General features: G+C 59.2%; 23 protein-coding genes and 1 pseudogene. 4 read left to right on the plus strand and 20 right to left on the minus strand.

Annotation, left to right across the window (positions count from 1 at the left end):
- Positions 1-24: 24 nt before the first annotated feature.
- The 8 genes from AC2I9W_RS14950 to AC2I9W_RS14985 all read right to left on the minus strand — a co-directional run bounded on the left by AC2I9W_RS14950 (position 25) and on the right by AC2I9W_RS14985 (position 6,436).
- Complete coding sequence (locus AC2I9W_RS14950; protein WP_486410714.1) at positions 25-642, minus strand: DUF938 domain-containing protein; 618 nt, start codon at positions 640-642, stop codon at positions 25-27.
- Between the two features lie 54 nt (positions 643-696).
- Positions 697-1,089 carry a hypothetical protein gene (locus tag AC2I9W_RS14955; RefSeq protein WP_486410715.1) on the minus strand — a complete coding sequence of 131 codons (393 nt, stop codon included), beginning with the start codon at positions 1,087-1,089 and terminating at the stop codon, positions 697-699.
- Positions 1,090-1,740: 651 nt separating this feature from the next.
- Positions 1,741-2,109: a hypothetical protein gene (locus AC2I9W_RS14960; protein ID WP_486410716.1), complete on the minus strand. Its 369-nt coding sequence runs from the start codon at positions 2,107-2,109 to the stop codon at positions 1,741-1,743.
- 247 nt (positions 2,110-2,356) lie between these two features.
- A complete protein-coding gene (locus tag AC2I9W_RS14965) occupies positions 2,357-2,548 on the minus strand; it encodes a hypothetical protein (protein ID WP_486410717.1) in 192 nt (63 codons plus the stop codon).
- A 637-nt stretch (positions 2,549-3,185) separates the two neighbouring features.
- Positions 3,186-4,739 carry a fumarate hydratase gene (locus AC2I9W_RS14970; RefSeq protein WP_486410718.1) on the minus strand — a complete coding sequence of 518 codons (1,554 nt, stop codon included), beginning with the start codon at positions 4,737-4,739 and terminating at the stop codon, positions 3,186-3,188.
- Positions 4,740-4,894: 155 nt separating this feature from the next.
- On the minus strand, positions 4,895-5,212 hold the full coding sequence (locus AC2I9W_RS14975) for an EAL domain-containing protein (protein WP_486410719.1): 318 nt from the start codon (positions 5,210-5,212) through the stop codon (positions 4,895-4,897).
- Complete coding sequence (locus AC2I9W_RS14980; protein ID WP_486410720.1) at positions 5,172-5,681, minus strand: EAL domain-containing protein; 510 nt, start codon at positions 5,679-5,681, stop codon at positions 5,172-5,174. Before AC2I9W_RS14980 ends, AC2I9W_RS14975 begins: the two co-directional genes overlap by 41 nt.
- Positions 5,648-6,436: an MHYT domain-containing protein gene (locus tag AC2I9W_RS14985; protein WP_486410721.1), complete on the minus strand. Its 789-nt coding sequence runs from the start codon at positions 6,434-6,436 to the stop codon at positions 5,648-5,650. The genes AC2I9W_RS14980 and AC2I9W_RS14985 overlap by 34 nt, the downstream gene beginning before the upstream one ends.
- 508 nt (positions 6,437-6,944) lie before the next feature.
- On the opposite strand from AC2I9W_RS14985, the gene fumC reads away from it, so the two are divergent.
- Positions 6,945-8,336, plus strand: a complete 1,392-nt coding sequence (fumC, locus tag AC2I9W_RS14990) for a class II fumarate hydratase (protein ID WP_486410722.1) — start codon at positions 6,945-6,947, stop codon at positions 8,334-8,336.
- A 73-nt stretch (positions 8,337-8,409) separates the two neighbouring features.
- Here the strand turns inward: fumC and AC2I9W_RS14995 are convergent, their stop codons facing one another.
- The 4 genes from AC2I9W_RS14995 to AC2I9W_RS15010 all read right to left on the minus strand — a co-directional run bounded on the left by AC2I9W_RS14995 (position 8,410) and on the right by AC2I9W_RS15010 (position 11,061).
- The gene (locus AC2I9W_RS14995) at positions 8,410-9,612 is read right to left on the minus strand and encodes a multidrug effflux MFS transporter (protein WP_486410723.1); all 1,203 of its coding nucleotides are present in this window, start codon (positions 9,610-9,612) and stop codon (positions 8,410-8,412) included.
- An 84-nt stretch (positions 9,613-9,696) separates the two neighbouring features.
- Entirely contained in the window at positions 9,697-10,176 is a 480-nt protein-coding gene (locus AC2I9W_RS15000; RefSeq protein ID WP_486410724.1) for a MarR family winged helix-turn-helix transcriptional regulator, read from the minus strand.
- Positions 10,173-10,334: a hypothetical protein gene (locus AC2I9W_RS15005; protein WP_486410725.1), complete on the minus strand. Its 162-nt coding sequence runs from the start codon at positions 10,332-10,334 to the stop codon at positions 10,173-10,175. The genes AC2I9W_RS15000 and AC2I9W_RS15005 overlap by 4 nt, the downstream gene beginning before the upstream one ends.
- A gap of 31 nt (positions 10,335-10,365) precedes the next feature.
- The gene (locus tag AC2I9W_RS15010) at positions 10,366-11,061 is read right to left on the minus strand and encodes a DUF3334 family protein (RefSeq protein ID WP_486410726.1); all 696 of its coding nucleotides are present in this window, start codon (positions 11,059-11,061) and stop codon (positions 10,366-10,368) included.
- Between the two features lie 124 nt (positions 11,062-11,185).
- On the opposite strand from AC2I9W_RS15010, the gene AC2I9W_RS15015 reads away from it, so the two are divergent.
- A complete protein-coding gene (locus AC2I9W_RS15015) occupies positions 11,186-11,701 on the plus strand; it encodes a hypothetical protein (protein WP_486410727.1) in 516 nt (171 codons plus the stop codon).
- A 95-nt stretch (positions 11,702-11,796) separates the two neighbouring features.
- Here the strand turns inward: AC2I9W_RS15015 and proX (AC2I9W_RS15020) are convergent, their stop codons facing one another.
- The 6 genes and pseudogenes from proX (AC2I9W_RS15020) to AC2I9W_RS15045 form a co-directional block, all read right to left on the minus strand.
- Complete coding sequence (gene proX, locus AC2I9W_RS15020; RefSeq protein WP_486410728.1) at positions 11,797-12,852, minus strand: glycine betaine/L-proline ABC transporter substrate-binding protein ProX; 1,056 nt, start codon at positions 12,850-12,852, stop codon at positions 11,797-11,799.
- 107 nt (positions 12,853-12,959) lie between these two features.
- A complete protein-coding gene (gene proX, locus AC2I9W_RS15025) occupies positions 12,960-14,015 on the minus strand; it encodes a glycine betaine/L-proline ABC transporter substrate-binding protein ProX (protein ID WP_486410729.1) in 1,056 nt (351 codons plus the stop codon).
- An 89-nt stretch (positions 14,016-14,104) separates the two neighbouring features.
- Positions 14,105-15,160, minus strand: a complete 1,056-nt coding sequence (gene proX / locus AC2I9W_RS15030; protein ID WP_486410730.1) for a glycine betaine/L-proline ABC transporter substrate-binding protein ProX — start codon at positions 15,158-15,160, stop codon at positions 14,105-14,107.
- 31 nt (positions 15,161-15,191) lie between these two features.
- Complete coding sequence (gene proW / locus AC2I9W_RS15035; RefSeq protein WP_486410731.1) at positions 15,192-16,439, minus strand: glycine betaine/L-proline ABC transporter permease ProW; 1,248 nt, start codon at positions 16,437-16,439, stop codon at positions 15,192-15,194.
- A gap of 15 nt (positions 16,440-16,454) precedes the next feature.
- Complete coding sequence (proV, locus tag AC2I9W_RS15040; RefSeq protein WP_486410732.1) at positions 16,455-17,750, minus strand: glycine betaine/L-proline ABC transporter ATP-binding protein ProV; 1,296 nt, start codon at positions 17,748-17,750, stop codon at positions 16,455-16,457.
- A gap of 719 nt (positions 17,751-18,469) precedes the next feature.
- Positions 18,470-19,015 (minus strand): annotated as a pseudogene (locus AC2I9W_RS15045) (YqhA family protein).
- Positions 19,016-19,511: 496 nt separating this feature from the next.
- Here AC2I9W_RS15045 and acs point away from each other — a divergent pair.
- Together acs and AC2I9W_RS15055 are read left to right on the plus strand one after the other, a co-directional pair.
- Positions 19,512-21,503 (plus strand): acetate--CoA ligase, encoded by a 1,992-nt coding sequence (acs, locus tag AC2I9W_RS15050; RefSeq protein ID WP_486410733.1) that lies wholly within the window; start codon positions 19,512-19,514, stop codon positions 21,501-21,503.
- Between the two features lie 123 nt (positions 21,504-21,626).
- Positions 21,627-22,085 carry a LapA family protein gene (locus AC2I9W_RS15055; protein WP_486410734.1) on the plus strand — a complete coding sequence of 153 codons (459 nt, stop codon included), beginning with the start codon at positions 21,627-21,629 and terminating at the stop codon, positions 22,083-22,085.
- A gap of 104 nt (positions 22,086-22,189) precedes the next feature.
- Here AC2I9W_RS15055 and argG read toward each other — a convergent pair whose 3' ends face one another.
- On the minus strand, positions 22,190-23,527 hold the full coding sequence (argG, locus tag AC2I9W_RS15060) for an argininosuccinate synthase (protein ID WP_486410735.1): 1,338 nt from the start codon (positions 23,525-23,527) through the stop codon (positions 22,190-22,192).
- Between the two features lie 105 nt (positions 23,528-23,632).
- The gene (ppnP, locus tag AC2I9W_RS15065) at positions 23,633-23,950 is read right to left on the minus strand and encodes a pyrimidine/purine nucleoside phosphorylase (protein WP_486410736.1); all 318 of its coding nucleotides are present in this window, start codon (positions 23,948-23,950) and stop codon (positions 23,633-23,635) included.
- Positions 23,951-24,025: the final 75 nt, after the last annotated feature.

The following is a 24,025-nucleotide window of genomic DNA, read 5'->3' on the forward strand; positions in this document are numbered from 1 at the left end:
AGATGACAGCCATGCTCTGTGGCTTCAGTGCTTGCGAAAGACCAGCGTGCGGTTATTGGCCGGCATGGCCTGGTCGAGTTGTAGAACCATTCCCTGCTCTTGGGCCAGAGCGGTGATGGCTTCAAAGTCGCGGATGCCGCTGGCTGCATCACGCTGGCGCAGCCAGGCATCAAAGGCCCGATTGCTCTCGCTGGCGAACTGGCCGTTGTAGTTGAACGGGCCGTAGATGGCAAACACGCCGCCCTTGGGCAGATTCTGGCCCACCAATGCAAACATGCGCTGCACCAGCGCCCAGGCCACGATGTGGCAGGTGTTGCTGGTGAAGACGGCATCAAAGCCAGGCTGCGAGGCACCTGCGGGCCAGGGGCTGTCAGACAGGTCAAACACCAGAGGGTCTCGCAGGTTGGGTGAGCCGTGCGCGGCATGCCAGGCCTGAATGCCGGCATGGTTTTCAGGCAGGTCACTGGTCTGCCAGATCAGGTGCGGCAGGCGAGGCGCAAAGTAAACGCTGTGCTGGCCGGTACCGGAGCCGATTTCCAGCACATGCTGGCGCTGCTGAAAAGCAGTTTCCAACACTTGAAGAATAGGGCCCTGATTGTTTTCGCAGGCCTGTGAAAAAGGCAGGTTGGAGTAGGTGTTCATGAGTGTCGACAAGGGCTGGCGATGGTCGCCATCATGCCAATCTTGGCGACATCATTAGTGGAGATGGCGAAAAGACACACACAGGCTACAGACCCGGTAGGTGTAGGCCTGGCTTTGGCAGGCCTCACGCCTGCATGGTGTCCGTGGCTCTGCTTGCAATTGTGCAATGGCTCCCCAGTAGCCTTGCAGGTACTTGCTTCGTGTCTGCTCAGCCAGAGCCGGCCATTGAGAACTGGGCAGGCTCAGTGAACCGGGTGGGATTTTTCTGGCGAACTGAGGGTCTCGGGCTGCCTGCACGGCTTGCATGCCATGCAGATTGATCCAGCGAGGATCGTAAGAATAAGGCGCGTGTCTGTCCCATTCCACGACCCCTGTGATCAGAGCGCTGGCTTTTTCCAGGTCTTGGAACAGGTAGCGGCTGATAGGAGGCCCGAAATTCTTGTTCATGACACCCAGTGCTTGCGCGGCCGTAGCGTCGCTGCAGCGGTTGGCGTCGAATCGAGCGCGCAATTGTCCCGCATAGAACCAGAAAGCGGCCTACTTATGTTGCCCTGCTTTGAGCAGCACTTGCGAGAGCACATACAGGACAGGCCGCTGAAATTGTCCGGGGCTGGCACGTACACGCTGCAGCGTGTGCTGCTGTTGCTGTGAACTTCCCCGGGAGAGGAGACGCAGAGCCTCTTGCCCCAGCCGGGTGTCAATCTGTGTGTACACCCCTTGCGGGGGGAGCGTGGGGGCAGAGGGCGGGAGCGAGGATTTTGCAGGGGCAATGGGAGGCTGTTCTTGCCCACCCGGATGCCTAGCTCCAGCAAGCCTATGGCGTGGGCTGGATTGGCTGCTGCGACGATACGGTAACCCTGCTCAATCAGTACCATGGAGATGGCTTGACGCACGGCTTCATCATCCTTGATCAGCAGCACGGAGCCGGCAAAGCCTTTGGCGGTTGGCAAGCGCAAGGGTGCATCTGTCTCTTGCACTTCCTCGGGTTATGCGCCGCTGCCAGCCGGTGCTGAAGCTCAGGCTGGTCTGCTGAACATCATCAGGGTGAATCTTGGCCATGTGCTCTTGATGGCCGAGCTGTGTTACTTCAGGCGCACCTTAGGCGTATTTCTTGGATGCTCTGTTGGTCCAGAAAATCTCTCCATTCATCGAGCAGGCCCAGGTGGTGTAGGGAAGGCTGCTGAGCGCATCCTCTGCAAACCCAGGGGAGCGAGAAAACTCTAGGCTGAACAGCTTATAGAGCAAAGCGAGTTGCAGGCTGCCATCCACATGCTGCAGCTGCACGGGGAGCAACTCTATAAGGCTGTCCCATTGCGGTAGTTCACAGCTGATAGCTTTGAGCTCTCGGCAGCACTGCTCCATGGCGGACTGTACGGATGAAAAATCCTGCAGTGGATTTTTCCCGCTCTTGAGCTGAAAGTCCTTGATGGAGAGCTCAAATGCCCGGTTGCCGTAAATGACTGTCAATGTCTCTGGATCGACAAAGCCGACTGTCTCACGGGAGTTGGCAAAGTAACCGACAAGCTCTGCGAAGGGTTAGACAATCATGGTGGTCAAAGTGTTGAGTCTGCAGGGGCGTGCTTTATGGGCGCTAACAGCTCAGTATGCTTCATCCGGCATGACCGCTGACGGCGCAGCAGTCACAGAAGGGGCGGACTCATACTTAACTTTTCTTGGCGGCTGTTCTCGACGTATCGTGCTTGATAACAGGGTCTCAGGGCTGATACCACTGAGGCTTGCGAACGGAGCGAACTTTCAGCATTCCTTCATCAGAGCTGTCAGGCTTGTCTTTGAATGGCTCCAGCTCGCCTATAAAGTCAGCCTGTACTTCCTTGGTGTTGTCTATGCTGATGCCTGCGTCCTCAAAAGGTTGAACCGCAGCCTCTGACATCAGCTCTGCCAGCATGACATGCTGCTCTGGGTTGGCATCGGCCTCCTTGAGCTTCCCGCAAGAGTAGAGCAGAACATGATTGGAGCGAGAGTGGCCTGAGGACATGGGCAAAAGAATGCATGCCCTGATCATGACTGGTGAAGTGAACTGTGCGAAGCTGCGTTTGGCCTGTTCAATGCTTATCTGGGGCGGCTCGGCACCATGTGCTGCGCTCCAGGTCAAAAAACTGGTACATGCCAAGGTGGCGCTAAGAAAGTGACGCAGCATATGTCTCGTTGGATTTCTGTAGAGCTTTGGAAGGGGGCCTCTCTTTGCGAAGCCAAGTGGCCGAGCTTTGAGGGTGAAACAGCATGAAGCCTACAAGAGCTTGAGGCGTGCCGCAAATTTTGGTCAGTACGTCTGTACATTGGGTGCCTCCAAGGGCTTAGAGGCTTAAGTGTGAGGGTCGGATGTTGCACCATGTAATGTGACTCTGTTACTTGGAAGAGGAGGAGCGATTGCACCGGCGCGAATTCCTCACACATGCTGCAAACTTCCTAAGACCACTCAAAGGCAGCTGCCAAGTCCCCTTGGAGAACATGCTGGAACGGTGCGTCCCAATAAAAAACCGCCCGAAGGCGGTTTTTATATTGCAAGGTGCAGTCTGCGGTGCTTATGCGCCGGCCACAGCAATGCCCTTGAATTCGCCCGTAGCAATCTTTTCTTTCCAGATCGCAGGGCCGGTGATGTGGGCGCTGGTGCCGCCGGCATCCACGGCCACGGTCACGGGCATGTCGACCACGTCGAATTCGTAGATGGCTTCCATGCCCAGGTCTTCAAAGCCCACGACCTTGGCGTGCTTGATGGCCTTGGAGACCAGGTAGGCTGCGCCGCCCACGGCCATCAGGTAGGCACTCTTGTGCTGCTTGATGCTTTCGATAGCGACAGGGCCGCGCTCTGCCTTGCCCACCATGGCGATCAGGCCGGTCTTCTCCAGCATCATGTCGGTGAACTTGTCCATGCGGGTGGCGGTGGTGGGGCCAGCAGGGCCCACGGCTTCGTCACGCACGGCATCGACCGGGCCGACGTAGTAGATGATGCGGTTGGTGAAGTCCACGGGCAGCTTTTCGCCCTTGGCCAGCATGTCCTGAATGCGCTTGTGGGCAGCGTCGCGGCCCGTCAGCATCTTGCCGTTAAGCAGCAGCGTGTCGCCGGGCTTCCAGCTGGCGACTTCTTCCTTGGTCAAAGTGTTGAGGTCCACCTTCTTGGACTTGTTGTAGTCGGGGGCCCAGTCGATCTTGGGCCAGGTGTCCAGCGATGGGGGATCGAGGTAGACGGGGCCAGAGCCATCCATCACAAAGTGGGCGTGGCGGGTGGCAGCGCAGTTGGGGATCATGGCCACGGGCTTGGAAGCCGCGTGCGTGGGGTACATATTGATCTTGACGTCCAGCACGGTGGTCAGGCCGCCCAGGCCTTGGGCGCCAATGCCCAGGGCGTTGATCTTTTCGAACAGTTCCAGGCGCAGCTTTTCGACGTCGTCCAGCTCGGCACCGCTGGCCGCTTTTTGCTGCAGCTCGTACATGTTCAGGTCTTCCATCAGGCTTTCCTTGGCCAGCAAGACGGCTTTTTCTGCCGTGCCGCCAATGCCAATGCCAATCATGCCGGGAGGGCACCAGCCCGCGCCCATGGTGGGGATGGTCTTGAGCACCCAGTCGACCAGGTCGTCGCTGGGGTTCATCATGATCATCTTGGACTTGTTCTCGGAGCCGCCACCCTTGGCCGCCACGGTCACTTCCACGGTGTTGCCGGGAACGATCTGCACGTTGATGACGGCAGGCGTGTTGTCCTTGGTGTTCTTGCGCTTGAAGTGGGGGTCAGCCACCACCGATGCACGCAGCGTGTTGTCGGGGTGGTTGTAGCCACGGCGTACGCCTTCGTTGATAGCGTCTTCCAGGCCCATGGTGAATCCGTCCCACTTGACGTCCATACCCACCTTCAGGAACACGTTGACGATGCCGGTGTCCTGGCAGATAGGGCGCTGGCCGGTAGCGCTCATCTTCGAGTTGGTGAGGATCTGCGCCATCGCGTCCTTAGCCGCAGGGCTTTGCTCGCGCTCATAGGCGCGGGCCAGGTGCTGGATGAAGTCCGGCGTGTGGTAGTAGCTGATGTACTGGAGGGCACCTGCGATCGAATCGATCAGGTCCTGCTGGCGGATGGAGGTCGTCATCGTGAAGCTTCTCGGGGTTGCAATGAGTACGCGTTTGGTACGCATGGGGGAGCGTACGGTAAACCCTGAGATTATGGTGCCAGATGCCAAGCTTTGCAGCCCATAACCCGCAAGTCTTATATATGACTCAAAAGCAGGACCGTACTGTCAGTTGCTCAATGCACCCATGATGGATGCTGAAAAAACGGCCTGGGCATCCTGCTTGTCGCCACGGGCCCAGGCCAGCAGGTGTTCTGCGGGCATGGGCTTGGCATAGCGGTGCCAAAGTCGTTAATGGAGAGGTAGACACCGATATGGCGCAGCTTTTCAAAGGAGCGGTGCGTGGCCTGTGTGTCTTCCATGGCCACGGACTCGGTGATCTCGCACAGCAGTTGATGGGCTTGGAGCTTGTGGCGCTGCAGGGCCAGGGTGATGCGCTCGGCCAGACCGCTTTCACGCAACTGGTGTACAGAGATGTTGATGGCCACGCGCATGTGCAGTCCCAGATCGCGCCATTCGGCGAACTGGCGGCAGGTTTCCTCCAGAACCCAGTTGCCCCGGGTGGTTGATCATGCCAAAGCGCTCGGCCAGGGGAATGAAGATATCGGGCGCGATCATGCCGCGCTCGGGGTGGTGCCAGCGCAGCAAGGCTTCGACACCAATGATGCAGTCGCGTTCGCCGTCAATCTTGGGCTGATAGTGCAGCAAGATCTGCTGGCGCTGTATGGCGTGACGCAGGTCGTTTTGCAGCTCCAGCTGCTCGGCGGCATCGCTGCCCACGTGGGGCTCAAAGACGACAAAACTATTGCCGCCGTTGCGTTTGGCGGCATCGTCAATCAGTTGATCGTGGTCTCCATAGTCTGGATAGACCACGATGCCGATGGAGCAAGTGATTTGCAGCTCCTTGTTGCCCAGCTTGAAGGGCTTGCTCAGGCTGTCGATGATGCGATTGGCCACGGCCATGCAAGCTGCCGTGTCATGGGGGTCTTCAGCAGCAGCAAAAATTCATCGCCACCCACGCGGGCCACCGTATCGCTGCTACGGGCCTGCGAGAGCAGGCGGTTGGGTAGACCGGTCAGAGGGTCGGCAAAAGCGCGCTGGCGCAGCTCGCTATTGGCCAGTTGCAGCTTGGCATTGCTTTCCTGCAGCGACTGGTTGAGCTGAAAGGCGGTGGATTGCAGCCTGGCATCCAGCAAGGTGCTGAACAGGGCGGCAATCAGCAGCATGCTGGTGATGATGATGGACGCCAGCTCGGGGCCGTTGAGTGCCCCGGCGCTGAGGCAGACCGAGCCGCTGGCATAGATGGCTGCCGACATGCCGGTGTAGTGCAGGCCGCAGATAGCCGCACCCATGACAACAGCGGCCAGTGCCTGCATCAGCCACAGTCGCTTGCCCGAGAGGGTAAACAAAAAGCGAAACAGATTCAGTGCTGCGGCGGAGGCCAACACGGCAATCAATGCCGATACCGTGATGAGGTGCCAGTCCCAATGAATGGGCAAAGACATCTCCAGCGCCAGCATGCCCAGGTAATGCATGGCGCAAATGCCGCCGCCCATGGCAAGCGAGGCGAGCAGAAACTGTGGCCAGCGGTATTGATCGCGGGCAGCAACACCAAAGGCAATGGCCGACGCCGCCACGGCAGCGGCCCAGGAGGCCAGAGTCATCGCGCCGCCGTAGCCCATCACCATGGAGCCGACCAGCCACCAGATATGGCCCATGTGGCCCGTGGCCGTGTGGACGCTACGAGCTAGGCCCAGCGTGACAAACTAAGTATGGCGATGACGATGAAGAGTCCAACGGTTACTAGGTCATAGCTGGATGCGAGGAAGCTGCCTAGAACAGGTGGAAAAAATTCGGAAAGTATTGAGATGAAAAATTCAGCCTGGCTGAGCGGTTTATATGCCCTTGGGTGACTTAGAACCGCGAACAGAACCCTTGATGTGGTGTTGCTTTGCCTTTCGTACTTTTGATACTGCCTTGGGCCTTACGCCTTGTCTCAAGCGCAAATCTGCGACTTGCTGAGTTTTATTAACGGGCCTTAATGTAACTATCTATTTCAAGCTTTGAAGGGGCAAGGGTGAGGAATTGGCTTTTGTTAACGGTCATCAGTGCTTGACCTGTATCGTGAAGATCAAGCCGGTATGCTGTTTCGCGTCAAAAAAAGCCCTCAAGCCTTTAGCATGCTTGGAACGCCTGCCTGTGTTGCCTGTATTGCAAGGAGCTTTCATGACCGATATTCGCCAGGAAAAAGATACCTTCGGCCCCATTGATGTGCCGGCTCAGCGGCTGTGGGGCGCGCAAACCCAGCGCTCGTTGCAGAACTTCGACATCAGCGGCGAGCAGCAGCCACGCGAAATGATTGCCGCGCTGGCCCAGGTCAAAAAAGCGTCGGCTACGGTCAACCATGCACTGGGCCTGCTGGATGCTCAAAAATGCCAAGCCATCAATGCCGCTGCCGATGAGGTGCTGGCGGGCCTGCACCCTGACGAGTTTCCGCTGGTGGTCTGGCAAACCGGCTCTGGCACCCAGACCAATATGAATGTCAACGAGGTGCTGGCCAACCGCGCCAGCGAAATCCTTGGCGGAGAGCGCGGCCAGGCGCGACTGGTGCATCCCAATGACGATGTGAACAAATCCCAGTCCAGCAATGATGTCTACCCCACGGCCATGCATGTGGCGGCGGTTGGCGCCATTGAGCACAAGTTGCTGCCAGCCATGGCCCAGCTGCGCGCCACCTTGCAGCTCAAGAGTGAGGCCTTCAAGGACATCGTCAAGATTGGTCGCACTCATTTGCAAGATGCCACGCCGCTGACGCTGGGCCAGGAAATCTCCGGCTGGGTGGCCCAGCTGGCGCATGGAGAGAGCCATGTGCGTGCTGCGCTGCCGCATCTGTATGAGCTGGCGCTGGGCGGAACGGCCGTGGGCACAGGCCTGAACGCACCCAAGGGCTATGCCGAAGGCGTGGCTGCCGAGCTGGCCCGGCTGACCGGCTACCCCTTCATCACCTCACCCAACAAGTTTGAGTCTTTGGCCAGTTGTGACGCCTTGGTGCATGCGCATGGTGCTCTGAAAACGGTAGCTGCCAGCTGCATGAAGATTGCCAACGATGTGCGCTGGCTGGCATCGGGGCCGCGCAGCGGGCTGGGCGAGCTGTCGATCCCGGAGAACGAGCCGGGCTCATCCATCATGCCGGGCAAGGTCAACCCCACGCAGTGCGAAGCCATGACCATGCTCTGCGTCCAGGTCTTTGGCAATGATGTGGCCATCAACTTTGGCGGCGCTTCGGGCAATTTCGAGCTGAACGTGTTTCGCCCCTTGGTGGCCCATAACTTTTTGCAAAGCGTGCGACTGCTGGCCGATGGCATGGTCAGCTTCAACGAGCACTGCGCCGTGGGCATTGAGCCCAACCGCGAGCGCATTGAAGAGCTGGTGGGGCGGTCACTGATGCTGGTGACCGCACTTAATACTCATATTGGCTACGACAAGGCGGCCTTCATCGCCAAGAAGGCGCACAAGGAGGGCACAAGCCTGCGCGAAGCGGCTCTGGCCAGCGGTCATGTGAGTGCCGAGCAGTTCGATCAGTGGGTGGTGCCGCAACAAATGGTGGGTAATTTGTGAGCGCCATCCGCAGGTGAATCAAGGAACTCAGCATGAAAGAATGCTGAATTCCTTTTTCTTTCAGCGGTAGCTGCTATGAAATTGAAGATGCTTTCAAGGAATGACACAGCGCATAGCGAAAGCAGATCTGGCTGATGATCCCAGCGGTACACAGCACGGCAAAGGCCGACAGGGCGGGGTTCTGCCCCAGACTGGCGGCCAATGTGCAGATGCCGCCGACCACCATCTGGATGAAGCCATAGACACCGGCGGCCGATCCCGTCAGCTCGGGGCGTATGCCCAGAGCCTTGGTCAAGGCGGCCGGGCTGGCCAGGCCGGAGCCCAGGGCAAACAGCGTCATGAGCGAGACGGCCAGCCAGACATTGAGCTGCTGCATCAGCGTCAGCACCAGCAGCACGGCCACGCAGCCCAGGCTGAGCAGGTTGCCGCCCAGAATCAGCTGCTGCAGCGGCCGGTGGCGAATCAGCTGGCGTGCCAGCACATTGCCCAGGGCCATGCCGACCATGATCAGCCCCAGGTAAAGGCCTAGCTCGGCTTTGCTGCTGTGGAGCTGGTGAATGAAGATAAAAGGCGCCGCTGCAATAAAGCCATAAATGGAGGTGGTGGCACTGCCGCCGCCCACAGCAAAGCTGAGAAATGAACGAGAGCCGAGCAGGCTGCGGTAGTCTGAGCCGACGGTGCGCCAGTTGAGCTGGCCCGTGGGGCGGCCGGTTTCGGGCAGTTGGCGCCATACGCACAAAGCGGTGATCAAGCCCATCAGCGCCAAGGCCGCAAAAATGGCGCGCCAGCCAAAAAGAGCATCAAGCCCCGAGCCGATGGAGGGCGAGATGCCCGGGCCGACCATCATCATCAGATTGAGCAGGGCCAGGCTGCCTACGGCGTTTTCGGGCGTCGCCGTATCACGAGCAATGGCGCGGCCCAGAGCCAGTCCGGCGCAGCCGCCCAGAGCCTGCAGCAGGCGAGCGCCTATCAATGCGTTGGCGCTGGGCGCCAGAGCCGCTGCCAGGCTGGCAGCGGTGTAGATGATCAGGCCGGTCAACAGCACGGGCCGACGTCCGAGGGCATCAGACATGGGGCCATAAATCAGCTGACCCAGCGCCATGCCGACGATGTAGACGGTAATGGTTTGCTGCATTTGGGCGCTGCTGCTGCCAAAGTGCTGAGCCGCATCGGGCAGCGCCGGAATGAACATGTGCATGGCCAGCGTGCCGCCAATGGTGACCAGGGCCAGCAGCCACAGGGGCGCTTTGATGAGAGGAGAGGCGGGGCTTTGCATGGAGAGCGATGAAAGAGGAGGACAAGGAGCGCAAGGCTGACGAGCGAGGCTGGGCTTTTCGGCGGGCCGGTAGCCTGTAGCCAGTCAGGCGCTTGGAGCAGATGCCAGTGCGGTGGCTTCCAGTGCGGCCATCTTGTCCAGCATGGTGTCCATGGCGCAGAGGGCCTGGTCCAGCAGCTCCTCGGGCATGCCTTGCATGACTACGCTGCGCACCTCGGTGACAACGGCTTTCACGGACTCCACCTGGGCCAAGCCTGCAGGCGTGAGCTGGATGCGCTTGACGCGCCGATCGGCATCGTCCAGACGCTCCACCCAGCCCTGGGCCTGCAGGCCATCAATGAGGCGCACGATGGAAGAGCTGTCCAGCGCCAGCGCCTGAGCCAGATCTTTTTGGCGCATGGGGCCCTCACAACGCTCCAGATGCACCAGCGGCAGCCACAGTGCCTGCGTCAGGCCCAGCGGAGCCAGCAGCCGGTCCAGCGTGCGGCGCCATTGCTTGTTGACCTGCGCCATGACAAACATGAGTTGACGCTGGCGGCTGGAGAGTGGGATTGAAGTCGTCATAAAGGTTGCAACAAACTAATTTGAATGCCAATTATTTCAATGACATTGATTTGTCTTGCAAAAAGGGTTTTTGGGCTGCTTGCCGTGGTGCAGGCAGAGCCAGCAGGCAGGACTTTTTGCCCAGCAAAAAGGCGACCGCTTCGGGTCGCCTTTTTCATGTTCGCGGTGTCAATGTGGTTGTGTACGGGCTTACAGACCCAGGGACTTCAGCAGATCATCGGTGTCGCTATGAGATGCATCGGTGTGAGCAGCAGCGGCTTGACTGGACTGGGCCTGATGGGTTTGTGCCATGACAAGGTCGGGATCCGGCTTTTCCTGGGCGTCGAAGTCCTTGATCTTGATGAACTCCATGTGATCGACCGCCATCTCCAGGTAGAAGATGTTGTTGTTGCCCGTGTAGAAGGTCACGCGGCGGGCCTCGGGGGCGTCCAGGTTGGCGTCCACACTCAGGTTGACCTGTTTGTTCAGGCGGATCATCTTGGGCTGGCTTTGCGAGATATGGGTCTGCAACTCGCGCTGCACCTTGCTGGTGAAGTCACCGACGACCTGGTTCATCAGCTCACCCATAACGTTGCTGACGTCGTCCGAGGTATAGGCGTTGGCCAGATCGCTCTCGGCTATGCCCATGGACAGCAAGTAGCTGCGGTACAGCTCCATGGCGGCTTCGGCCGAGAAGTTGAGGATGATGAGCGCCGAGAAGCCGCCGTCGATCAGCACAAAGCAGCCGATATCGGGCTTGAGGCTGGTTTTGGTGATGCGCTGCACCATGCCCGAGTACTGGATCGGACACTGAGCGGCGACATGCAGCACGCGCGAGACGGAGTTGCACAGAGCAATCAGCACATCTTCAGTGCCGTGAATGATGGGGGCGGTTTGTGGGCTCATGGCTGCATTGGTTCAGGAGATGTCCGATTATGGATGCAACACTTTGTTGCATTCAGCGGTCTGCTGCAATGAGACCCCTGCGAGGTCTGTTAACGTGCCTGCTTTTGAAAAAACAGAGGTATGCATGCAAAGCAAGCTGTGGCGCTTGGCAGCCTGTGCCATCGTGGTGACGAGTTTGAGTGCCTGCTCCACCATGTCCGGCATGACCGACAAGGTCTCTCAGACTTGGGACAAAACCTGGAGCAGCCTGACCGGCAAGAAGTCGGCTGAGGGCGGGGCGGTGCAAACCAGTGCTGCTGCGGTGGCTCCTGCGGGCCTGAAGCCCAGCACGGAAACCGGCCGCTGGCAGGGGCTGTACAGCCTGGAGGCAGAGGAAGGGCGCTTTCAGGAGTGTGAAACGGGCCAGAGCATTGCGGTCTTGCCCGAGGGCGACAGTGTGCTGCTGGAGCAGGCGTATCTGAATACACGCAGCGCCACCACGCTGGCCATGCTGGCAGAGGTGCAAGGCCGTGTGGTGGAACGTCCCGTGCCTGACCCCGTGCTGGCCCGCCAGGGGCAGACCATGCTGGCGCTGCGCGTGGAGCGCTTTGTCACGCTGTCCAGCAAGGCCGCGTGTCGCAATGCCAAGGCGAACTGGTAGCGGGTAATCAGTAGCCGGTCATCAGCGGTCGCTATTTATTAATTTTGATAGCTTCCATCGCTTTATCCGTAAGCTCTGGAAGCTGTTTTTACTAATTATTTTGCGGCCGCACGGGCTTGTTCGAGCCAGCCATCAAAGCGCGCTTGGTGGGCTTTGATCCAGCCGTCCACATGGCGGTTGATGTCCGCCATGCTGCTCTCTCCCTGGCGCATGCGCATGTTCTGGGCGTTGATGTCTTCAATGGACAGTTGCATCACGGAAAACAGCTTGGCGGCTGCGGGATTTTTCTCGGCCCAGGCCTTGTTGGCCAGTATGTATTGCTGGTTGAGCTTGAAGCCATAGTTCTTGCCATTGGCCAGCTGTGTCTGATCGTCGCCCTGAGCGTTCGGGATATTGGGCACTTCCAGCCAGCTCACCTCTTTGCCGGGGCGCAGAACGGTGTTGACCCAGAAGGGCGTCCACACGTAGTAAAGAACGGGCTTGCCGGCTTTGTAGCGGGTGATGGTGTCGGCAATTAGGGCCTGATAGTTGCCTTGCTTGTGGTTGATGCTGGATGAAAGATCCAGCCCCTGCAGGTGTTTGTTGATGGCCAGCTCGCAGCCCCAGCCGGGGTTGCAGCCCGTCAGGTCGGCCTTGCCGTCGCCATCGGTGTCGAACAGTGCGGCCAGCTTTGGGTCCTTGAGCTGCATGATGCTGGTGATCTGGTACTTCTCGGCCGTGGCCTTGTCGATCAGATAGCCTTGCACGGCATTGCGCGAATAGACGCCCGCGCGGTAGTAACTTTTGTCGCCCCCATTGTTTTCGTAGAAAGCCTGGTGCAGTGGCATCCAGTGGGTGGCGGTAAAAGTGGCATCGCCCTGCGCGATGGCGACATGCTGGGTGCCATTTTCCAGACTCTTGATGGGCTGCACCTGGTAGCCCAGTTTTTCCAGGGCTCTAGAGACCAGCAGGGTCTGGAACATTTCCTCGTCCACCGTGCCTTTGAGCGGCTGCACCATCACGCCTTTGCCGGGTTGCTGGGCTGTGGTGGCGGGCTGGGCCTGTACGGTACCAATACCTATGCTCAACAGCGCTGCGGCTGCCATGAATCTGAGCGTGGGGCGGCTCAGGCTTGCTGGATGGAAAGGGGTGACCAAAGTGGTGCTGCTCATAGATTGCTCCTTGGGTGTTGGGTGCCTACCCCGAAATCGGCATGAAAAAGCGCAAGAGAGGAATAAAAAAACGGCGCCCGAATCGAGTTCGGTGCGCCGTTGGTTCATCAGGACTTCAGTGCTGCGGCCTTGGCCTGGGCAATCCATCCATCAAAGGTTTTCTGGTGGGCCTTGATCCAGGCATCGACATGGCGGTTGATGTCCGCTGGCTTGCTCTCCCCTTCGCGCAGCAGCTGGTTCTGGCGGCTGATGTCGTTGATGGGGATCTGCATGATCTCGAACAACTTGCCGGCAGCCGGGTTTTTTTCTACCCAGAGCTTGTTGGCGACGATGTATTCATTGTTCAACGGGAAGCCGTAGTTGCGGCCGTTGGGCAGCTTGGTGTCCGTGCCGGCCTGCACGCCGGGCATGGACGAGTAAGGTACCTGCAGCCACACGACTTCCTGACCGGGGCGCAGCACATTGCTGAGCCAGTAGGGCGTCCAAGCGTAATACAGTACGGGCTTGCCAGCCTTGAAGCGCGCCAGCGTATCGGCGATCAGGGCTGGGTAGTTGCCCTGGGTGTAGGTCACGGTGCCCTGCAGGCCAAACTCCTTGATCTGGTGGGCCACCACGGCCTCGCCGCCCCAGCCTGCGTTGGGGCCGATCAGGTCGGCCTTGCCATCGCCGTCGATATCGAACAGGGCTGCCAGCTTGGGGTCCTTGAGCTGGTCAAGGTGCGTGATCTTGTGGGCTTCGGCTGTCTTCTTGTCGATCATGTAGCCCTGAGCGGCACCTGCGGAGTACACGCCCTTGCGGGACAGCTTGGCATCGCCGCCGGCCTGCTTGTAGAACTCGGCATGGTGCGGGTTCCAGTGGTTGGCCATGAAGGTGGCATCGCCGTTGGCCACGGCGACGTGGATCAGCGGGTAGTCCAGCTCTTCCCAAGGCTTGACGGTGTAGCCCAGCTGCTGCAGCGCCTTCATGACCAGCAGGGTCTGGAAGTTTTCTTCGGCCAGTGCGCTTTTGACGGGAAGCACCGTAATACCCTTGCCGGGCAAATTCGGATCGGCAGCCCAGCTGAATGTGGGGCCCATGCTCAATGCCGCAGCGCCTGCGGTGCCGAGCAGCAGCTGGCGCCTGGTGTGTTGGGAATGGTTCATGGTCTGCACAGATTTGCTCATTGCGCTTGTCTCTCCTTGTTAAGGCAGGGCATTTGCCCGGTGAAAAAAAGGCGGCCACCGAAGTGGTCGCCGCTTCTATGGGAAGGGAATCAGGACTTCTTGGCGGCAGCCAGCGCTTGATTGATCCAGCCGTCGAAGGCCTTCTGGTGGGCCTTGATCCAGCCGTCGGTGTGGCGCTCGATGTCGGCGGCCTTGTTCTGGCCCTGGCTCATCATGTAGTTCTGGGCGTTGATGTCGCCCACGGGCAGCTTGATGATTTCAAACAGCTTGGCGGCTGCGGGGTTTTGCTCTGCCCAGGCCTTGTTGGCCACGATCTGCTGGTTGTTGGCGATAAAGCCGTAGTTCTTGCCGTTGGGCAGTTTGGTGTCTGTGCCAGCCTGCTCGCCGGGCAGTGAGGAGAACGGCACTTCCAGCCACACTACGTCTTTGCCGGGCTTGAGCTCATTGCTCACCCAGTAAGGTGTCCAGGTGTAATAGAGGATGGGCTTGCCCGCCTTGTAGCGAGTGATGGTGTCGGCCATCAAGGCAGAGTAGGTGCCTTGCTTGTGGGTGACGCTGTCTTTGAGCTTGTAGGCGCCGAGCTGGTGCTCGATCATGGCCTCGCAGCCCCAGCCTGGCGTGCAGCCCGTCAGGTCGGCCTTGCCATCACCATCGGTATCGAACAGCTTGGCAACCTCTGGATTCTTGAGCTGACCCAGGTTGGTGATTTTGTGTGCGTCGGCTGTCTTCTTGTCGATCAGATAGCCTTGGGCGGCATTGGCCGAGAACACACCCTTGCGGTAGAGCTTGGCATCACCGCCGGCATTCTTGTAGTAATCGGCGTGCAGCGGGTTCCAGTGGTTGGCCATGAAGGTGGCGTCGCCATTGGCCAGTGCAATGTGGGCTGTGGGGTATTCCACTTCCTTCATGGGTTGCACGTCGTAGCCCAGCTTTTGCAGGGCCTTCATGACCAGCAGGGTCTGAAAGCTTTCTTCGGCAATCGAGCTCTTGAGGGGCTGCACCTTGATGCCCTTGCCGGGCAACTCATCTGCCGCAAAAGCGCCGGTGCTGACCATGGACAGTGCCATGGAGGCGGCGGCTGTGCTGGCAAAGAGCCAGCGACCCAGGCTGCGCTGGAGGCTTGGCGTGTTGTGAGAGGCGTTCATATATTTTCCTTGTTCTTGTTTCTCATGCGTTTCAGGCAGAGGCGGGCTTGGAGGAGGGCTGGTTTTGCTCAGGAGCAGGCGCCACACGCTTGTTGCCCAGGGTACGCATGAGCAGACCGACAGGCCCGGTGGCCCACCAGCGGGCGCTGCCGCGCTTGGGCTCGCCCATGGCCTGGGTGATGCGGTCCAGCACGATGGCCAGCAGCACAATGCCCAGACCGCCCACGGTGGCCAGACCCATGTCCAGACGGCCAATGCCGCGCAGCACCATCTGACCCAGGCCGCCCACGGCAATCATGGAAGCAATCACAACCATGGACAGCGACAGCATCAGTGCCTGGTTGATACCCGCCATGATGGAAGGCATGGCCAGGGGCAGCTGGACTTTCCACAGCAGCTGCATGGGCGATGCGCCATAGGCGCGGCTGGCTTCGATCAGGTCGGGGCGCACCTGGCGGATCCCCAGGTTGGTGAGGCGAATCAGCGGTGGCAGCGCAAACACAATGGTCACGATGACGCCGGGCACGTTGCCGATACCGAACAGCATCACCACGGGCACCAGATAGACAAAGGCTGGCGTGGTCTGCATGGCGTCCAGCAAGGGGCGGGTCCAGCGCTGGGCACGGTCGCTGCTGGCCAGGAAAATCCCGGCGGGCAGACCGATCACGATGCAGAAGAACAGCGAGGTCAGAACCAGAGCCAGAGTCACCATGGCTTCGGACCAGATGCCCAGCAGGCCCACCAGCAGCAGTGAAATGGCCGAGCCAATCGCCAGCTTGCGCCCGGCAAACTGCCAAGCCAGCAGGGCAATCAGCAGCACCAGTGCAGGCATGGGAATGGTTTGCAGTACCTCGGTGACGCCGTTGAGCGTGGCATCGATAGGGGTGCGGATGGCCTGAAAGAAGGGTCGGAAGTGATCCACCACCCAGGTCAGGCCGTTGTTGATGGAGTCCTGCACTGGCAGGCCTTCGGTGGTGATCTGGTGCCAGAGCTGGCCCAGGCCGTTGCCAGACTCGGAGATATCGGCGGAAGAGGGGGTGCTGAGCCAGTCGGAGCTGCTGACTGCGTCGGAGGCATCGCCGCTGCCGCCCCAAGGATCAGCGCTGGCTGCGGAGTCGCTCTGGGAAGAGGCGGCCCAGGGATCTGCGTCGGTGTCGGCGCTTGTGGCGGTGGCAGCACTGTCAGCGGGAAGCTGTGGCTCGGATGCTGCTGCCCATGGATCGTCAAAAGCGGCGCTGCTTGCGTCGGCGGTGGTGTTGTTCAATGCGTTGTCGTTCAAATCGGCTCCCTCCTTTTATTGCACTGCATGCTGGGCAGCGGATGTGTCTTGGGCGGGCTGGAAGTTTGGGTCCAGCTTGACGGGCGGAATTTCCTTTTGAGGCGGCGGCACGGGAGGAGTGGCGCGGTCCAGGAACTTGAGCATGGTGGTGCGGCTGATCACGCCCAGATATTTGCCGTCGTCATCGACCACGGGCAGCGGATAGGCTGGCGTGGCCACTGCGCCGAACAGCTCGGCTACCGGCGTGCTGCTGGCAATGGGCTGCACGTCGGGAATAAAGGCATGCTTGAGACCCAGCATCCCATCGTGACCATGCAGCGCATCCTGCAGCGACTGTGACGAGACCACGCCGAGAAAGCGCTTGCGGGCATTGAGCACATAGGCGTAATCGCGGTCCGAGTCTTCGAGCAGACGCAGTGCGGCACGGCAGCCGCGGTCGCTGTGTTCGGAAATCACGGTCAGCGCCTGGCGGGCGATATCGGAGGCCTTGAACACTGCAGCCGCATCCACGCCCTGGATAAAGGTGCGTACATAGTCATTGGCCGGGTTGCGCAGGATTTCATCGGGCGTTCCCACTTGCTGGACCATGCCGTCCTTCATGATGGCAATGCGGTCGCCAATGCGCATGGCCTCGTCCAGGTCGTGCGAGATGAAGACGATGGTGCGGCGCTTGATCTCCTGCAGACGCAGCAGCTCGGACTGCATTTCGGTGCGGATGATGGGATCGAGTGCCGAGAAGGCTTCGTCCATCAGCAAGATGGAGGGGTCGGATGCCAGCGCACGGGCCAGGCCTACGCGCTGCTGCATACCGCCCGAGAGCTCGTCAGGATAGCTGGCGCCCCAGGCCCCCAGGCCCACTTGCTCCAATGCATCCTGCGCTTGCTGCTGGCGGGTGGCACGGTCCACGCCGGCCAGCTCCAGGCCAAAGGCCGTGTTGTCCAGCACGCTAAGGTGGGGCATGAGTGCGAACGACTGGAACACCATGGAGATGTCCTTACGGCGCAGAGCTCGCAGCTCCTTGTCGCTGAGCTCATTGATGTCCTGGTTGTCTACCAGAATGCGGCCACTGGTGGGCTCGATCAGGCGATTAAGCATGCGCACCAGCGTGGACTTGCCTGAGCCTGAGAGGCCCATGACGACGAAGATTTCACCGGCTTCAATGGTGAAGTTGGCATCGAATACGCCAATGGATTGCCCGGTCTGGGCAAGGATCTCTTGCTTGCTTCGACCCAGCTTTACCAGGTTGAGCGCGGTTTTCGGATCGTTGCCGAAGACCTTGAAGACATGATCGATAGCGATTTGCTTGGCCACTGTGGCGTTCTCCTTTTGGATGAGATGGAACACAGTCCAGCGCCCACATCCGGCAAATGCCGCGGGGCGCTGGCGCGCAAGCCAAAATAAAAGCTCTGATGCTGCGGCTCAACCCGGCCTTTTGGGTGGGTTGCGCAATACAGTTGGCGCAGTGAAGCACCGGTCAATCAGCCCGAATGGCACAACAAGTTGTGCGCGAGAGCGTCAAAGCGAGGAGAAGCGGGTAACAACGACTGTGTTGGGTACCGACTGGCACACCGCAGCGTTACTTCTCAATTGAGCCATTTCCAGCTGAAAGCTAGAAAGAGCTATTTGCATCAGAGCCGTGTTTCGGCCCGGTTGACGGGGCGGAGTGCAACTGGTGCGTAGCACCTGAAGCTGTACACCGCTCTCCCGCCGGGAAAATAGATCAGCCGCATTCATAAGAATGGGTGATGACCTGCAAGACAGGTCGTAAATGACTTTTTAATATATCGAATTGAGTTTTATGCGTCAAATAGAGCTGTAAGCAATGGGTCTAATTAGCCCCTGATTTCGCAACGATGAAGTAGCCTGAATTTCAAAAACAATAGCTGTATGCGATTGATATCAAAGCGTTTGAAGGCAATTCGGTCCCAATTTCTGTAACTTGTCAGCTTTTGTGAAAATAACCGTGCTTGTGCGCATGAAAAAGCCCCGGCATGGAGGGGATGCGGGGCTTGAGGGAGTCAAATGCGTGATCAGTGGTGGTGGCTGCTGCTGGTCAGCCTGTCCGTGTAGGCTATGGCCAGCGCGCTCATCAGGAAGACGACGTGAATGATGGTTTGCCACATCAGCACCTGTACTTCGTAGCTGCCGGCGTTGATAAAGCTCTTGAGTAGATGAATCGAGCTGATGCCGATAATGGACAGGGCCAGCTTGACCTTGAGCACCGAGGCATTCACATGGCTGAGCCATTCGGGCTGGTCGGGGTGTGAATCCAGCCCAGGCGGCTGACAAAGGTCTCATAGCCGCCCAAGATGACCATGATCAGCAGGTTGGAGATCCATGACCACGTCGATCAGCGCCAGCACGACCAGCATGATGACGGTCTCATTGAGGTGGGTCAGCGTCACATCGCTCTTGTAGCCGATATTGGAGATCAGCGCCTGCAAGGCCTCCTGGTTGCCGAAGACGGCTTCAACCAGATGCCATAGCTCCAGCAGAAAGTGCCATACATAGACGGCCTGGGCAGCGATCAGGCCCAGGTACAGCGGCAGTTGCAGCCAGTGGCTGGCAAAGATCAAGGCAGGAAGGGGCGAATGGCAGCGGGAGATTGGTAGCTGGCGGGGCGTGGCTGTGCAGCGTCGGTGGTGTCAGCGTCGGCGGAGTGATGGCGACTCATGATGGCAAGTGGGCTTGCCGCAGGGGTACGACAGGCCCCCAAGTGGCGAGCGAGTCATCTGCGGCGATGCGAGGTCTGAGAGTCAGAAAAAAGATGGACCGCAGTGTTGAAATGCTTTTGCGCAGCCTGTGAATTGGCTGCTGCCAAGGTGAAATACCTATGAGTGAAAACACGCTTTGCAGCAGGCGCGCGATTTTAAGGGTTTGCGCCAATATTTTTGAGGTAAATCATGCTCAAGCACAGTTAAATCATGCGATGAGCGCTTCAAAGTTGTGAGCAATTTTTTCGATTTAATGCCCCTGTAATAGCAGCCCAAATTTCAGTCAGTAGCGTGTAAGACCGAGCGTTGACAGTACACCCACAATAATTTCATTGAGAAGCATCAGGAGACAACAAAGATGAGCACAACCTCTGCAATCGAGTCGGTGCTGGTGGAAAACCGTGTGTTTCCCCCTCCGGCAGACTTTGCTGCCAAAGCCCGCATTGGGAGCATGTCTCAGTACCAAGCCTTGTGCGATGAAGCCGAGCGCGACTACGAAGGCTACTGGGCCCGCCTGGCCCGCGAGAACGTGGTCTGGACCAAGCCTTTCACTCAGGTGCTCGACCAGAGCAATCCTCCGTTCTATCAGTGGTTTGCCGATGGTGAGCTGAACGCCAGTGCCAACTGCCTGGACAAGCACATGGGCACGCCGGTCGAGAACAAGACGGCCATCATTTTTGAAGCCGACGGCGGTGAAGTCACCAAGGTCACTTACAAGGAGCTGCTGGCCCGTGTCAGCCAGTTCGCCAATGCGCTCAAGGCGCGTGGCGTGAAAAAGGGCGACCGAGTCCTGATCTACATGCCCATGACCATTGAAGGTGTGGTGGCCATGCAGGCCTGTGCACGCATCGGTGCCACGCATTCCGTGGTGTTTGGCGGTTTCTCGGCCAAAGCCGTGCAGGAGCGCATCGTGGACGTAGGCGCCACGCTGGTGGTGACGGCCAATTACCAGATGCGTGGTGGCAAAGAGCTGCCTCTGAAGGCTATCGTGGATGACGCCATCGCCCTGGGCGGCTGCGAAGCCGTCAAGAGCGTGCTGGTGTATGAGCGCACGGCCACCGCCTGCAATATGGTCGCCGGTCGCGACATCACATTTACCGAGGCGTTGGCCGGCCAGTCCACCGAGTGTGAGGCCGTAGCTGTCAATGCGGAGCATCCGCTGTTCATCCTCTACACCAGTGGCTCCACTGGCAAGCCCAAGGGCGTCCAGCACGCCACGGGCGGCTATGTGCTGTGGGCCAAGCAGACTTTCGAGTGGAGCTTTGACGCCAAGGACAGTGATGTGTTCTGGTGCACGGCTGATATTGGCTGGATTACTGGCCACAGCTATGTAGCCTATGGTCCGCTGGCCGCAGGTGCCACGCAGATCGTGTTCGAAGGCGTGCCCACATACCCTAATGCGGGCCGCTTCTGGCAGATGATCGAGCGCCACCAATGCAGCATCTTCTATACCGCACCCACGGCGATTCGCTCGCTGATCAAGGCCGCTGAGTCGGATGACAGCGTCCACCCCAAGAACTGGGATCTGTCCAGTCTGCGCCTGCTGGGCTCGGTGGGTGAACCCATCAACCCCGAAGCCTGGATGTGGTACTACAAGAACATCGGCAAGGAAAAGTGCCCCATCGTGGACACCTTCTGGCAGACCGAAAACGGTGGCCACATGATTACGCCGCTGCCAGGTGCCACGCCTTTGGTCCCCGGCTCCTGCACTTTGCCGCTGCCCGGCATCACGGCAGCCATCGTCGATGAAGCTGGTGACGAGATTCCCAATGGATCGGGCGGCATTCTGGTTGTCAAAAAGCCCTGGCCTTCGATGATTCGCAATATCTGGGGTGACTCTGAGCGTTTCAAAAAGAGCTACTTCCCCGAAGAGCTCAAGGGCTACTACTTGGCCGGCGACGGCGCGGTGCGCAGCGAAGACCGTGGCTACTTCCGTATCACTGGCCGTATTGACGATGTGCTCAACGTCTCAGGGCATCGCATGGGTACGATGGAGATTGAGTCCGCGCTGGTGGCCAAGACCGATCTGGTGGCTGAAGCCGCTGTGGTGGGGCGCCCCGACGATGTGACCGGCGAAGCCATTTGTGCCTTTGTGGTGCTTAAGCGCGGCAAGCCTACGGGCGAAGAGGCTCGTCAGATTGCCAATGAGCTGCGCAATTGGGTCGCCAAAGAGATTGGCCCGATTGCCAAGCCCAAAGACATCCGCTTTGGTGACAACCTGCCCAAGACCCGCAGCGGCAAGATCATGCGTCGCTTGCTGCGCTCGCTGGCCAAGGGCGAGGCGATTACGCAGGACACCAGCACGCTGGAGAATCCAGCCATCTTGGAGCAATTGGCCGAGACTAACTGATCTGTTTGCTCAATGACGACAAAGCCGCTGGAGACAGCGGCTTTGTCGTTTCTGGTCTCGGCTGACTTGCTGGCGTGGCTTCTTGGGTTAAAAACAAGCCATTTCAGTGACAAGGAGAAGAAGATGAACTTTCGCACCATCTGTATCGCCATCATCGTGGCCATGATTGGCGTACTGGCCGCTTTCAACTGGACGGCCCTGTCCACGCCCACTGTGGTTTCGCTGGGAGTGACCGAAATTCAGGCGCCACTGGGTGTGCTGATGCTGGCGCTGACCATTTTGCTGAGCGTGTTCTTCATTGCCTATGTGCTGTGGATGCAGGGCTCGGTGCTGATGGAGGCGCGCCGCCATGCCAAGGAGATGCAGGCCCAGCGTGATCTGGCGGATAAGGCCGAGGCTTCGCGCTTTACTGAGTTGCGCGGTGTTCTGGAAGCCCTGCACGCCAGGGGTAAGGATGACGTGATGGCGCGCCTGGATGTGCTGGAGGCGCACTTGGTGCAAAGAGCCCAGGAGTCGGACAACAGCACGGCAGCCTATGTGGGGCAACTGGAGCAGCAGGTCCACCAGATCAGTCGCTCTTGATTCAATATTGATAGCTGCTTGCGCATGATGCATAAGCGTTGGCTGCCAAAAAGATGTAAAAAAAGCCGCTGCAGTGCAGCGGCTTTTTGTGGGCATGATGCGAATTATTTCTTGTCGTTGCCCAGCTGGGGCAGGGCGTTGGCGCTGCTCACGCTCAGCAGGCCGGCCTTGGAGTAGATGGCTAGCTTGTCGCGGGTGTCGATCAGGTCCAGGTTGCGCATGGTCAGCTGGCCGATGCGGTCGATGGGGCTGAACGGTGCGTCTTCGACCTTCTCCATGGACAGACGCTCGGGTGCGTAGGTCAGGTTGGGCGACTCGGTGTTCAGGATGGAGTAGTCGTTGCCGCGGCGCAGCTCCAGCGTCACGGTACCGGTCACGGCGCGGGCCACCCAGCGCTGCGAGGACTCGCGCAACATGATGGCCTGAGGGTCAAACCAGCGGCCCTGGTACAGCAGACGGCCCAGGCGCAGACCGTTGATGCGGTACTGCTCGATGGTGTCTTCGTTGTGGATGCCGGTCACCAGACGCTCGTAAGCGGCGTGCAGCAGGGCCATGGCGGGAGCTTCGTAGATGCCGCGGCTCTTGGCTTCGATGATGCGGTTTTCGATCTGGTCGCTCATGCCGAAGCCGTGGCGGCCGCCGATGCGGTTCAGCTCCAAGAACAGTTCCACGGCATCGGCATATTCCTTGCCGTTGATGGCCACGGGGCGGCCTTCGTCGAAGGTGATGGACACTTCTTCCGCCTTGACTTCCACTTCAGGCTTCCAGAAAGCTACGCCCATGATGGGGTTCACGATGCGGATGCCGGAGTTCAGGAACTCCAGGTCTTTGGCTTCGTGGGTGGCGCCCAGCATGTTGGAGTCGGTGGAGTAGGCCTTTTCGGCCGACATCTTGTAGCCGAAACCTTCCTTGGTCATGAATTCCGACATCTCGGCGCGGCCGCCCAGCTCGTCGATGAAGTGGCTGTCCAGCCAGGGCTTGTAGATCTTCAGCGCGGGGTTGGTCAGCAGACCGTAGCGGTAGAAGCGCTCGATGTCGTTGCCCTTGAAGGTCGAGCCGTCACCCCAGATGTTGACGTCGTCTTCCTTCATGGCGGCCACCAGCATGGTGCCGGTCACGGCGCGGCCCAGGGGGGTGGTGTTGAAGTAGGTCACGCCACCGGTGGTGATGTGAAAGGCACCGGACTGAATGGCGGCAATACCTTCGTTGGCCAGCTGGGGACGGCAGTCGATCAGGCGGGCCTTCTCTGCACCATATTCCATGGCCTTGCGAGGAATCTCGTCGTAGTCGGCTTCATCGGGCTGGCCCAGGTTGGCCGTGTAGGCGTAGGGCAGGGCGCCCTTGTTCTTCATCCAGCGCAGAGCGGCTGAGGTGTCCAGGCCGCCGGAGAAGGCGATACCGACCTTTTGGCCGACGGGAACATGTTGCAGAATGGTTTCCATGAGATTCTCTTCAAAGTGATAGCTGCAAGCGCTTGATGGGTAAGCGTTTGGGGCTGAAAATGCTTTAAATATCCGGCGCTGGATCAGGCACAGATCACGCGCAATTTACGCGTAATGGCAGATGTAGTGATAAGCCTCGGTCACGCGAATGTCGAATTTGGAGTTCGCGGGGATCTGGAAGCTCTCGCCAGCCGAGGATGTCTTCCACTCGTCGCTACCGTCGAGTTTGTATTCGCAGGAGCCGCCCACGCATTCCATGATTTCTGCGGCGGCCGTGCCAAAGGTCAACGTCGCAGGCAGCACCACGCCCACCGACTTCTTGGTGCCATCGGCCAGGGTAAAGCTGTGGCTGACGCACTTGCCGTCAAAGTAAACATTGGCCTTGGTGGTGAGGCTGACGCCTGCAATGGTTTCGGTGGTCATGAAGAAAGTACGCGGTGCGTGGTCGAAGGTCGAAAGCACTGATTTTAGGCCACGGGATTTGTGCCTGTGCGAATG

It is taken from the genome of Comamonas sp. FUJ_7 (assembly GCF_057369555.1).